An 11,494-nucleotide genomic window follows, 5' to 3' on the forward strand; every position below is an offset into this window, starting at 1 on the left:
CTGTCCCTGCCAGCGAGAAGTGACTTTCGTTCAGCATGCGCTTGCTCCGGGACTCCACGTGGTGTCCCGGAGCAAGCGCATGCTGAACGAGAGCCAGTTGGCGGGCCGCTCGAAGCCGGCACGACGACGAAGAGGTGCCGGGCCGGAGCCGACCAAGAGTGGCGTCAGACGCCGAGCGCCCGCTCCGCCGACTCCACGACGTTCGCCAGGAGCATCGCCCGCGTCATCGGCCCGACGCCGCCCGGGTTGGGCGACACCCAGCCCGCGATCTCGGCGGCCTCGGGCGAGACGTCGCCCACGACGCGCGACTTGCCCGTCTCCGGATTGATCTCGCGGGAGACGCCGACGTCGATCAGCACGGCGCCCGGCTTGACCATCTCGCCGGACACGATGCCCTTGACGCCCGCGGCGGCCACGACGACGTCGGCCCGCTTGACGAGGGCGGCGAGGTCCTGCGTGCCGGTGTGCGTCAGGGTGACCGTCGCGTTCACGGCGCGCCGCGTCAGCAGCAGGCCGATCGGGCGGCCCACGGTGACGCCGCGGCCCAGGACCACTATCTCCTTGCCCGCGAGCTTGATCCCGTGCCGCTCCACGAGCTCGATGATGCCGCGCGGGGTGCAGGGCAGGGAGGAGGTGATCTCCTCGTTGACCCGCAGCACCAGGCGCCCCAGGTTCGTGGGGTGCAGGCCGTCGGCGTCCTTGTCGGGGTCGACGAGCTCGAGCACGCGGTTGGTGTCGATGCCCTTCGGCAGCGGCAGCTGCACGATGTACCCGGTGCAGGCCGGGTCCTCGTTCAGCCGGCGGACCGCTGCCTCGATCTCCTCCTGCGTGGCGTCAGCCGGGAGGTCCTCCCGGATCGACGCGATGCCGACCTCGGCGCAGTCACGGTGCTTGCCCGCGACGTACCACTGCGAGCCCGGGTCCTCACCCACCAGGAGCGTCCCGAGCCCCGGCACGACGCCGCGCTCGCGCAGCGCGGCAACCCGCTCCGTCAGCTCCGCCTTGATGGCCCCAGCGGTAGCTTTCCCATCCAAGATCTGAGCAACCATGTCGTCCTCTCTCGATGAGTGCTGGATCTTCGCCCCGGCAGCGGCCGTTCAAGGGCGAAAACCCAGCACTCAACGTGGCGTTGTGGTCAGAGACCCGGGTAGAGGGGGAACTCGGCCGTCAGCTTTGCCACTCGGGCCGAGAGGGCGTCCACGTCCGTTGCCGCGCCGTCCTTCAGGGCCGTCGCGATGATGTCGGCGACCTCGGTGAACTCGGCGTCGCCGAACCCGCGCGTGGCGAGCGCCGGCGTGCCGATGCGCAGGCCCGAGGTGACACGCGGCGGCCGCGGGTCGAACGGGACGGCGTTGCGGTTCACGGTGATCCCGGCGTCGTGCAGGAGGTCCTCGGCCTGCTGGCCGTCGAGCTCCGAGTTGCGCAGGTCGACGAGCACCAGGTGCACGTCGGTGCCGCCCGTCAGCACGGACACGCCCTTGGCCGTCACGTCCGGCTCGGACAGCCGCTCGGCGATGATCGACGCACCGCGGAGCGTGCGCTCCTGGCGGTCCTTGAACGTCTCGGTGGCGGCGAGCTTGAACGAGACCGCCTTGGCGGCGATCACGTGCATGAGCGGGCCGCCCTGCTGGCCCGGGAACACCGCGGAGTCGATCTTCTTGGCGAACTCCTCCTTGGCGAGGATGAAGCCGGAGCGCGGCCCGCCGATCGTCTTGTGCACGGTCGAGGAGACGACGTCGGCGTGCGGCACCGGCGACGGGTGCAGCCCCGCCGCGACGAGCCCGGCGAAGTGCGCCATGTCGACCCACAGCTTGGCGCCGACCTCGTCCGCGACCTCACGGAACGCGGCGAAGTCAAGGTGCCGCGGGTAGGCGGACCAGCCCGCGATGATGACGTCGGGGCGGTGCTCGAGCGCCTTCTTGCGGACCTCGTCCATCTCGATGCGGTAGGTCTGCGGGTCCACGCCGTAGGCGCCGACGTCGTACAGCTTGCCGCTGAAGTTGATCCGCATGCCGTGCGTGAGGTGGCCGCCGTGGGCCAGCTCGAGGCCGAGGATCTTGTCGCCCGCGTTGATCAGGGCGTGCAGCACCGCGGCGTTGGCCTGGGCGCCGGAGTGCGGCTGGACGTTGGCGTGCTCGGCGCCGAACAGGTCCTTGGCACGGGAGATCGCGAGGTTCTCCGCGATGTCCACCTGCTCGCAGCCGCCGTAGTAGCGGCGGCCCGGGTAACCCTCGGCGTACTTGTTCGTCAGGACCGAGCCCTGGGCCTCCAGGACGGCGCGCGGCACGAAGTTCTCGGACGCGATCATCTCGAGAGTGTCGCGCTGGCGGGCCAGCTCTCCGTCCAGGACGGCGGCGATCTCGGGGTCGAGCTCGGCGAGCGGGGTGGAGAGCGGGTCGGGAGTCGATGCGCTCATAGCTCCTCGATTCATGCGGGACGGGGAAATAGTCGGACGGCGGTGGATGGCACACGCACCGTGACATGTTGCCCGGGCGCACACCCTCCACGAGGTGACCCAGGGCCCAGGCGAACGACCCGTCGTCGGCATGACTCGTCGCTCCCCGGTGGTGATCCACCTGACGCCAGTCGCGACCCGAAGATCGTAGCAGCGGCCGTCGCGGCCCGTGCCCGCATGCCCGGCAACCCTTGCCCGCGCAGCTACTTGTCGTGTCGCTATACACCACGAAGCCCGGAATTGCAGCGAAAGTACCTGAGACCCTTTCCCTATTCACCCGGACGTCGCTAATGTGCCGCTCATGCCCTCCCCCGTGTCACCGGACGCAGGTGTTCCGGAACACCAGCCAGACCCGTACCGCCAGAACCGCCGACCACAGACCGGCGGCCAGCCCCGCCAGGTGCCGAACGGACCACCGCAGAACGGCGCCCGGCCGCAGTCGGGCCAGTTCCCGACCGGCCCGGCCCGGCCCGGTCAGCTCCAGTCCGGCCCGCAGTCGGGCCAGTTCCCTACCGGCCGGCAGTCAGGCCAGTTCCCGACGACCGGCCGGCCCGGGACGGGCCAGTTCCCGACCGGTGGCCAACCGCAGTCCGGTCCGTTCCGGCCCGCACAGCCGTCGTCCGGCCAGTTCCCGACCCGGTCCGGCGCCAACCCGATGCCGCCCGACCCGAACCGACGGCCAGCCGGCTTCAGCGGCGGCGGCCGCGGCGGCGGCAGGAGCACCGGCCGACGGGACTGGATCTGGTCCGTCGTGGCCTTCCTCGTCGCCGCGGGTGTGATCGTCGCGGTCGCCGTGCACTTCTTCGGGCCTGATAGTGGCGACGAGGAGACCGCTGCGACGTGGGCGGTCGACGCGTGCGCCGGACCGGACTCGACGGGCGGGGACACCGAGGCCGAGGGCGGGACCTACCGCCCGCTGCTCTGCGACGACCCCGACGCCACGGTCACGATCCTGGACATCCAGGACGCCGTGTCCGTGGAGCAGCTGCACTGCCCGGCCGGCACCGACGTCGTCTTCCAGAAGGACGGCCAGGCCGGCGGCGAGACGCAGGCGGTCTGTGCCCGCAACCTGTCCGAGGACCATCCCGGCGACCCCGGCATGGGCGGCGGGCAGCTCATGACCGGCGACTGCGTGGACAAGGACGGTGCCGAGCTCGCGTGCTCGTCGGACGGCGCGCACAAGGTCACCGGCCTCATCGTCGGCACCGCCAAGTGCCCGGAGGGGTCCTCGGACAAGCTCGAGCTCGGCTTCGACGCGGCGCGCAGTTACGAGACGATCTGCCTCGCCGATTAGACGCACCCCGACCAGCACTGTCATCTGCCGCTCACCCCGCCGAAACCGGCCGCCACCGGACATTGGCTAGATTTGTGGCATGGCGCGCCAGCAGCAGACCGTCTTCGAGCGCAACATCCCGGCCAGGTCCGTCGTCGACCATGCTCTGGCCGGGACGCGTAAAGCGGTGTTCTGGCAGGACGACGTGGGCGAGCCCACCACCTACCCCGCGCTGTCGGCCCCGACCCGGGCCGACGTCGCGGTGGTCGGCGGCGGGTACACCGGCCTGTGGTCGGCGGTGCGCGCGAAGCAGCGCAACCCCGGCGCGCGCGTGGTGCTGGTCGAGGCGCGGTCGGTCGGGTGGGCCGCGTCGGGCCGGAACGGCGGGTTCTGCGAGGCGAGCCTCACGCACGGCGACGAGAACGGCCGGAAGCGCTGGCCCGACGAGTTCGACGTCCTCGACCGCCTCGGCCACGAGAACCTGGCCGCCATGGAGTCCGCGGTGAGCGACCTCGGCCTCGACTGCCAGTGGGAGCGCACGGGCATCGTCGATCTCGCCGTGGAGCCCCACCAGATCGACTGGCTGCAGGAGGCCGCGCACGACGCCGCCCGCGCGGGCGTCCCGCACACGTTTCTCGACCGGGCGAAGATGCGTGCCGAGATCGCCAGCCCGACCTACGAGGCGGGCCTGGTCCGTCCCGACGACGCCGCGCTGGTGCACCCCGCCCGGCTGGCCGCCGAGCTGGCTCGTGTCGCGAGCGAGCTCGGCGTCGAGATCTTCGAGCAGACGCGGGTGACGCGGCTGGTCCCGCCCGGCCGGAGGGCAGACAGCGCTGTCGTCCTGCGGACGACGTCGCCCGCGGGCGAGGCCGCCGTGCGCGCGGATCGCGTGATCCTCGGCACCAACGTTTTCCCGTCCCTGCTGCGGCGCTACCGCCTGCACACGGTGCCCGTCTACGACTACGTGATCGCGACGGAGCCGCTGTCCGCCGAGCTGCTGGGCAGCATCGGCTGGCGCGGGCGGCAGGGCCTCGCGGACGTGGCGAACCAGTTCCACTACTACCGGCTGACTGCCGACAACCGGATCGTGTTCGGCGGGTACGACGCCGTCTACCACCCCGGCGGACGTCTGAGCAGGGCGTACGAGGACCGGCCCGAGACCTTCCGGCGCCTCGCCGAGCACCTGCTGACGACGTTCCCCCAGCTCGAGGGCAGCCGCCTCACGCACCGGTGGTCCGGCGCGATCGACACGTCCACCCGGTTCTGCGCGTTCTACGGTCAGGCCGCGGGCGGCCGCGTGCAGCACGCGGCCGGGTTCACCGGGCTCGGCGTCGCGGCCACGCACTTCGCGGCGCAGGTCATGCTGGACCGGTTCGACGTCCTCGACGGCTCCCCCGACACCGAGCGCACCGCGCTCCAGATGGTGCGGCAGGCCCCGCCCCCGTTCCCGCCGGAGCCGGTCGCCGCGGCCGGGATCCAAGCCACCCGCTGGTCGCTGGACCGGGCCGACCACCAGCGCGGGCGGCGGAACGTGCTGCTCCGGTCGCTGGACGCGCTTGGTCTGGGCTTCGATTCCTGATCGGCCTGAGCTACTTCTCCTGCGGCACGGGCTGCGCGCCCGCGGCGCCGAGCACACGGCGCAGGTAGGTGTACGTCAGGTCGCCCGCGGCCTTGTCGTACTGCTCCTCGTACCCGTGCTTGGTGTACAGCGCGAGGTTCTGCTTGGAGTCCTTGCCGGTGAAGACCCAGATCTCCGTGGTCTGCTCCGGCAGGTACGGGAGCACCGCGAAGAGCATCTCGGTACCGATGCCGCGGGCCTGCTTGTCCGGGGCCACGGCGAGGCGGCCGAGGGTCGCCTTCTCGCCCTCGATCTCGACGCGCACCGAGCCGATCATGCGGTGGCCCTCCCACGCGCCGATCGTCACGACGTCGTCCCGCGCCAGGTCCTCCCGCAGCTCGGCGAGCGTCTGGGTCAGGGGCGGGATGTGCGGGTCGTCGTACAGCTGGGCCTCGGTGACGAACGCGGCGCGCCGCAGCGTGAGGAGCTCGCCCGCGTGGTCGTCCTCGACCAGCGCGATCGTCGTGGTGGAGTTGCTCATGGGTCCATCGTGTCAGAGGTGGCGCGCCCGGGTCGACGGTGTTCGCGGTGCAGATGGTCGTGTCAGTGGTCCCGCATAGATTCAGGGCATGGGGAACTCAGGAGCCCGGCGGACGGCGGAGGCCGACGAGCGCATCGACGTGCGCCCCGCCGTCGGGCGATATGACGACTTCTACGAGGTGGTGGGAGTCAAGAAGCCCGGCGGCGGGGGCTGCTGGTGCATGAGCTACCGCGACAGCCGTGTCCGCAACGAGGAGCGCCCCGGCTACATGCGGAACCTCTGCGAGACCGAGCCCGGCCCCGGTGAGCTGGTCTACGTCGACGACGTCGTGGCGGGCTGGTGCTCGATCGCGCCCCGTTCCACGTACCGCCGGCTCATGAACAGCCGCACCATCCCGTTTGTCGACGGCCGTGACGCCTGGGTGGCGGTGTGCTTCGTGGTCCGCGCGGGGTACCGCAAGCGCGGGCTCATGCACCACCTCCTCGCTGGTGCAGTGGAGCACGCACGGGCGCACGGCGCCGAGGTCGTCGAGGGCTACCCGGCCGACGTCGGCGCTGACCGCGTCGACGTGATCAGCGGTTACGTCGGCACGGTGCGCATGTTCGAGGCCGCGGGCTTCGAGCGCGCGGCCGAGACGAGCGGCGTGAGCGGCGGCCGACGGCGCTGGGTGATGCGGCGGGAGCTGACGCCGGGGGCGGTCCCGGCCGCCGCGGCGGGTTAGCCTGACCGCGTGAACGACACGACCGCGGCCACCCACTGGATCCTCACCCTGTCCTGCCCGGACCAGCCGGGAATCGTGCATGCGGTGGCGGGAATGCTCGCGGAGCACGGCGGCAACATCACGGAGTCGCAGCAGTTCGGCGATCCGGCGTCGGGCCTGTTCTTCATGCGCGTGCAGGTCGAGTCGACGGCGTCCCGCGACGAGCTCACCACTGCGATGACGCAGGTGGCGGGCCAGTTCGAGATGACGTGGACGCTCGACGTCGTCGGCCGGCGCATCCGGACGCTCGTCATGGTCTCCAAGGCCGCGCACTGCCTCGTCGACCTGCTGTACCGGGAGCGGTCGCAGCGCATGCCGATCGACGTGGTGGGCGTGGTGGGCAACCACCGCGACCTGGAGGACATCGCGACCTTCTACGGCAAGCCCTTCCACCACGTGCCCGTCACCAAGGACACCAAGGCCGAGGCGGAGGCGACGCTTCGCGGCCTGGTCAACGAGCTGGACGTCGAGGTGGTGGTGCTGGCCCGGTACATGCAGATCCTGTCCGACGAGCTGTGCCGCGACCTGAGCGGGCAGATCATCAACATCCACCACTCGTTCCTGCCGTCGTTCAAGGGCGCCGGGCCGTACCGGCAGGCCCACGACCGCGGCGTGAAGATCATCGGTGCCACGTCCCACTACGTGACCGGCGACCTCGACGAGGGCCCGATCATCGAGCAGGACGTCGAGCGCGTGGACCACTCCCGCACGGTCGAGGACCTGGTCGGCATCGGCGAGGACGTCGAGCGGCGCACGCTCGCGCGCGCCGTCCGCTGGCACGCCGAGCGCCGGGTGCTGCTCGACGGCGGCCGCACGGTCGTCTTCCGCTGACCTCGACCGGCGCGAGCGATTGCACTGGCGCCACGAGACACCGGAGCGCCAGGCCAAGATTGCGGCGGCCATCGGAAATCACGACGTCGTCAACCTCGTCGTCGTCGGAATGCCTCTGGATGGCCGCCGCCAGGAGCGAGCGCGCGCGATCTGCACCGAACGGCTCTTGTATGAGCTGGACAGTCTGGGAGTTGCGCACGTGTGGCTCGAGGCCAGGCACTCCGCCCTCAATGAGCGGGACCTACGCCTGGTCAAGGCCCTTCGAGGTAAGCGATCGATCAGCTCGTCCATCCGAGTCGAGTTCGCACGGCCAAAGGACGAGCCGATGCTCTGGATCCCCGACGCTGTCGCCGGCGCAGTCAACGGTGCGCGGTCAGGCACTGTCAGCGTCCTCGATGACATCGGCCAGATCGACGTCATCGAAATCGACCTGCCCTAGAAATGCGCGATGCCGGGCTCCTGACGTCCATCAGGGGGTCCCGGCTTCACTTCCGACACTCCTCGCAGGAGGCGGCTGCTTTAAAGACTACCTCCCTTCCATCTGGTCACGCGAGCCGTCGTCTTCCGCTGAGCGGCGGCTCCCGGTGAAGGTCCGCTTTGACCAAGCGGTTGCGCATGCTCCGGTGGTGAAATACATGCGCAACCGCTTGGTCAAAGCGGACTAGTTGTCCGTGGTTCCTGCCCTTCAGCCCTTTACCGCACCTGCCAGGGCGAACGCCGAGCCGGAGATTCGGGTGACCAGTACGTACAGCCCGAGCACCGGCGCCGCGTAGAGCAGGGAGTACGCCGCGAGCTGCCCGTAGGCAACCGAGCCGTACTGCCCGAAGAACGCGAAGATGCTCACGGCCGCCGGCTGCTTCTCCGGGGAGAGCAGCAGCACGAACGGGACGAAGAAGTTCCCCCACGCCTGCACGAACACGAAGATGAACACGACGGCGATCCCCGGCCGCATGAGCGGCAGCACAATCGTCCGCAGCGCCTGCATGGCCGACGCGCCCTCGGTCCACGCCGCCTCCTCGAGGGAGATGGGCACCGAGTCCATGAAGTTCTTGGTCATCCAGATCGCCATGGGCAAGGACGTCGCCGCCATGAAGAAGATGGTCCCTGGCAGCGAGTCCAGCAGGTTGAGCTGCACGAACAGCGCGTACACCGGGACCATGATCGCCGTGATCGGCAGGCAGGTGCCGAACAGCACCGAGTACAGGAAGTACTTGCCGAACCGCATGCGGTACCGCGACAACGGGTAGGCCGCGAGCACCGCGACGACCACTGTGATGGCCCCCGCGCCGGCGGACAGCACGAATGCGTTCCACAGCGGCAGCCACGTCAGCTCGGGCGTCAGGATCGCGGAGAAGTTCGCCGTTGTCACGGTGTCGGGCAACCCGAAGGAGAGGGTCGCCTCCGCGTCGAACGACGCGACGACCACCCAGGCCATCGGGAGCAGAAAGCACACCGCGATCACGAGCAGCACCAGGTTCGCCGCCACCTTGGTCGCCTTGACGCGCGGTCCCGCCAGCTGGCCGACCGGCCCGCCACGTCTCGTCTGCACCGCGGGCGCCGTCGTCGTGCCGGCCATCAGTCCACCTCCGGTCGGAGCGCGCGGATGTAGATCACGGAGAAGATCGCGCCCACGACGATCATCACCGTCGCGATGGCCGTGCCGTAGCCGACCTGCGCGAACTTGAACGCCTCCTGGTAGGCCAGGATCGGCAGGGTCGAGCTGTCCGTGCCGGGGCCACCACCGGTCATCACGTAGATCAGCGTGAACACGGAAAGGGTCTGCAGCGTGGTCAGCATGAGGTTGGTCGAGATGCTCCGCCGGATCACGGGCAGGGTCACCCAGGCGAGCCGTTGCAGCCCGTTCGCGCCGTCGAGCTGCGCGGCCTCGGTGAGCTCCGGCGGCACCTCGGCGAGCGCCGCCGAGTAGACCATCATGGAGAAGGCCGTGCCGCGCCAGATGTTGGCGACGATCACCGCGAGCATCGGGGTGGAGTAGAGCCAGTCGGGCCCGGGGATCCCGATCCCGCCGAGCATGGTGTTCAGCGTGCCGTCGGAGTGGAAGAACGCGTACGACGCGAACGCCGCGACGATCTCGGGCAGCACCCACGCGGCGACCACCACCGTCGAGGCGATGGACCGCACGGGCCGCACCGCGGAGCGGAGCAGCCCCGCCAGCGCGATGCCCATCACGTTCTGCCCCACCACCGCGGAGAGGAACACGAACACGACGGTGAGCCACAGCGACTTGGGGAAGTCGGGGTCGCCGATCAGCGCGACGTAGTTGTCGAACCCGATCCACTCCGGGTTGAGGGCGGCGGGCCCGGTGAGCGCGGCGTTCGTGAACGATCCGTAGAACGACCACACCACCGGGCCGAGCATGAACAGCGCGAGCAGGACGACGGCGGGCGCGAGCGGTACCGCCCGCGCCACGCCGCGGGATGTGACGGCCATCGAGTCAGCCCTGGACGGTGTTCTCGTCGCCGACGATGCCGGCTACTGCTTCGTCGTAGACGGCGGCTGCCTCCTCCGGCGTCTGCTGTCCGGTCATGACGGACTCCATCGCGACCATGATCTCGTTGGAGACCTTCGGGTAGTCCGACGTCGCGGGCCGGAAGTTGGTCACGTCGACCAGGCCGGTGAAGAACTCCGTTGTCGGGTTGGTCTTCGTGTACTCCGGGTCCTCCGCGACGTCGGTCCGCACCGCGATCTGGCTGTTCGCGACGTCGAACCACAGGGAGTTCTCGCGGTTCAGGGCCATCGAGATGAAGTCGAACGCGGCGTCCGGGTTCTCGGAGCCGGAGCCGAGGGCGAGGGTCCAGCCACCCGACATGCTCACGGCACCGGGGTCGGCGCCGTCCTGGGTGGGCATGGGGGCGGTGCCCATCTTCTCGGACCACTCGGGCCAGGGCGCGACGCCGGACTCGAGCCAGTTGCCCGCGACCCACGACCCGTCCAGCGCGATGCCGACCTTGCCCTCCGGCAGCCACTCGGCCTGCACCGTGTTGCCGATGTTGGTGTCGAGCGCCTGCTGCGGCGTGGGGGCGAGCCCCTCGGAGAACACCGTGCCGACGAAGTCGAGGGCGTCGATGAAGCCCTGCGAGCCCAGCACCCACTTGCCGTCCTCGTAGAGCGTGTCGCCGGTGCCGTACAGCAGCATCTCGAAGCCCTGCATCACCGCGGCCTCGCCCTGGGGCTTGCCCGAATACATGTTGAACGGGACCACATCGGGGTCGGACTCCTTGATCGCCCGGGCCGCCTCGAGCAGCTCGTCCCAGGACTTTGGCGCCCAGTCCTCCGGCAGGCCGGCCTTGGCGAGGACGTCCTTGTTGAACCAGAGGCCGCGCGTGTCGGTGCCCATGGAGACGCCGTAGGTCTTGCCGTCGTCGCCCGCCCCGGCCTGCTTGGCGCTGTCGACGAACTGACCCCACTCGTCCCACTCGGCGAGGTAGTCGTCCAGCGGTGCCAGGTACCCGGCCTCGACGTCCGACTTGATCATGTACGTGTCCTCGTACATGACGTCGGGCGCGGTGCTGGGCGACCGGTTCATCAGGGCGAGCTTGGTGAAGTAGTCGTTCTGCTGGGCCTCGATGGGCACCAGCTCCACGGTGATACCGGGGTTCGCCTTCTCGTAGTCAGCCTTGACGTCCTTGAACAGGGTGTCGGCCTGCGTGAAGTTGCCGAACTTCTGGTAGGCGACGGTGATCGTGGCGTCGTCGGACCCGCCCCCGCCGGTGCCACAGGCACCGAGCGATAGGGCGAGTGCCGCGGCCGCGGCGGGTGCGATGAGGACTCGTGCCGTGCGCATGAAGCTCCCTTGCGTCGTGCGATGCCCGGCTACGCCGCCGGGCGAGCTGAGGCACACGATTCACCCCAGACGTGCCGGAGTCAAGGGACTCTCCGCAACAATTGTCAGCGCTGTCACTCCGTACCCCCCTGCGGTCCCCAAGGTGCTCGCACCGGCTGCCAACAGTCCGGACTGCAGACTTGGTCGGCGCTCCTTTGCTGACTGCAGAGTTGGTTGCGGTTAGCAGGCCCCTAACCGCAACCAGCTCTGCAGTCGGCACCGGCGACGGCGA

Annotated in this window: 11 protein-coding genes and 1 riboswitch; of the genes, 5 read left to right on the plus strand and 6 right to left on the minus strand. The window is 69.9% G+C overall.

What is annotated here, in order from left to right; translation table 11 throughout:
• Positions 1 to 164: 164 nt before the first annotated feature.
• On the minus strand, positions 165 to 1,049 hold the full coding sequence (locus tag C8K30_RS06855) for a bifunctional methylenetetrahydrofolate dehydrogenase/methenyltetrahydrofolate cyclohydrolase (protein WP_108492147.1): 885 nt from the start codon (positions 1,047 to 1,049) through the stop codon (positions 165 to 167).
• Between the two features lie 86 nt (positions 1,050 to 1,135).
• Positions 1,136 to 2,416: a serine hydroxymethyltransferase gene (gene glyA, locus C8K30_RS06860; protein WP_108492148.1), complete on the minus strand. Its 1,281-nt coding sequence runs from the start codon at positions 2,414 to 2,416 to the stop codon at positions 1,136 to 1,138.
• A 97-nt stretch (positions 2,417 to 2,513) separates the two neighbouring features.
• A riboswitch (ZMP/ZTP riboswitch) is annotated at positions 2,514 to 2,600 on the minus strand.
• Between the two features lie 156 nt (positions 2,601 to 2,756).
• Here glyA and C8K30_RS06865 point away from each other — a divergent pair.
• Positions 2,757 to 3,749, plus strand: coding sequence for a hypothetical protein (locus C8K30_RS06865; protein ID WP_146197376.1), 993 nt, complete (start codon positions 2,757 to 2,759; stop codon positions 3,747 to 3,749).
• A 79-nt stretch (positions 3,750 to 3,828) separates the two neighbouring features.
• Positions 3,829 to 5,307, plus strand: a complete 1,479-nt coding sequence (locus tag C8K30_RS06870; protein ID WP_108492150.1) for an FAD-binding oxidoreductase — start codon at positions 3,829 to 3,831, stop codon at positions 5,305 to 5,307.
• Positions 5,308 to 5,317: 10 nt separating this feature from the next.
• Here the strand turns inward: C8K30_RS06870 and C8K30_RS06875 are convergent, their stop codons facing one another.
• Complete coding sequence (locus tag C8K30_RS06875; protein ID WP_036968504.1) at positions 5,318 to 5,827, minus strand: GNAT family N-acetyltransferase; 510 nt, start codon at positions 5,825 to 5,827, stop codon at positions 5,318 to 5,320.
• 88 nt (positions 5,828 to 5,915) lie between these two features.
• Here C8K30_RS06875 and C8K30_RS06880 point away from each other — a divergent pair, with 88 nt between their 5' ends.
• The 3 genes from C8K30_RS06880 to C8K30_RS06890 are packed head-to-tail and all read left to right on the plus strand — an operon-like array spanning position 5,916 to position 7,857.
• Positions 5,916 to 6,548: a GNAT family N-acetyltransferase gene (locus C8K30_RS06880; RefSeq protein WP_108492151.1), complete on the plus strand. Its 633-nt coding sequence runs from the start codon at positions 5,916 to 5,918 to the stop codon at positions 6,546 to 6,548.
• 9 nt (positions 6,549 to 6,557) lie between these two features.
• Positions 6,558 to 7,418, plus strand: coding sequence for a formyltetrahydrofolate deformylase (purU, locus tag C8K30_RS06885; protein ID WP_108492152.1), 861 nt, complete (start codon positions 6,558 to 6,560; stop codon positions 7,416 to 7,418).
• 19 nt (positions 7,419 to 7,437) lie between these two features.
• Entirely contained in the window at positions 7,438 to 7,857 is a 420-nt protein-coding gene (locus tag C8K30_RS06890; protein WP_108492153.1) for a hypothetical protein, read from the plus strand.
• Between the two features lie 246 nt (positions 7,858 to 8,103).
• On the opposite strand, the gene C8K30_RS06895 is transcribed toward C8K30_RS06890, so the two are convergent.
• The 3 genes from C8K30_RS06895 to C8K30_RS06905 are packed head-to-tail and all read right to left on the minus strand — an operon-like array spanning position 8,104 to position 11,223.
• Positions 8,104 to 8,994 (minus strand): carbohydrate ABC transporter permease, encoded by an 891-nt coding sequence (locus tag C8K30_RS06895; protein ID WP_233257029.1) that lies wholly within the window; start codon positions 8,992 to 8,994, stop codon positions 8,104 to 8,106.
• On the minus strand, positions 8,994 to 9,869 hold the full coding sequence (locus C8K30_RS06900) for a carbohydrate ABC transporter permease (RefSeq protein ID WP_108492154.1): 876 nt from the start codon (positions 9,867 to 9,869) through the stop codon (positions 8,994 to 8,996). Before C8K30_RS06900 ends, C8K30_RS06895 begins: the two co-directional genes overlap by 1 nt.
• A gap of 4 nt (positions 9,870 to 9,873) precedes the next feature.
• Entirely contained in the window at positions 9,874 to 11,223 is a 1,350-nt protein-coding gene (locus tag C8K30_RS06905) for an extracellular solute-binding protein (protein WP_108492155.1), read from the minus strand.
• Positions 11,224 to 11,494 lie beyond the last annotated feature (271 nt).

Origin of the sequence: Promicromonospora sp. AC04 (genome assembly GCF_003058225.1) — a bacterium.
GTDB lineage: Bacteria > Actinomycetota > Actinomycetes > Actinomycetales > Cellulomonadaceae > Promicromonospora.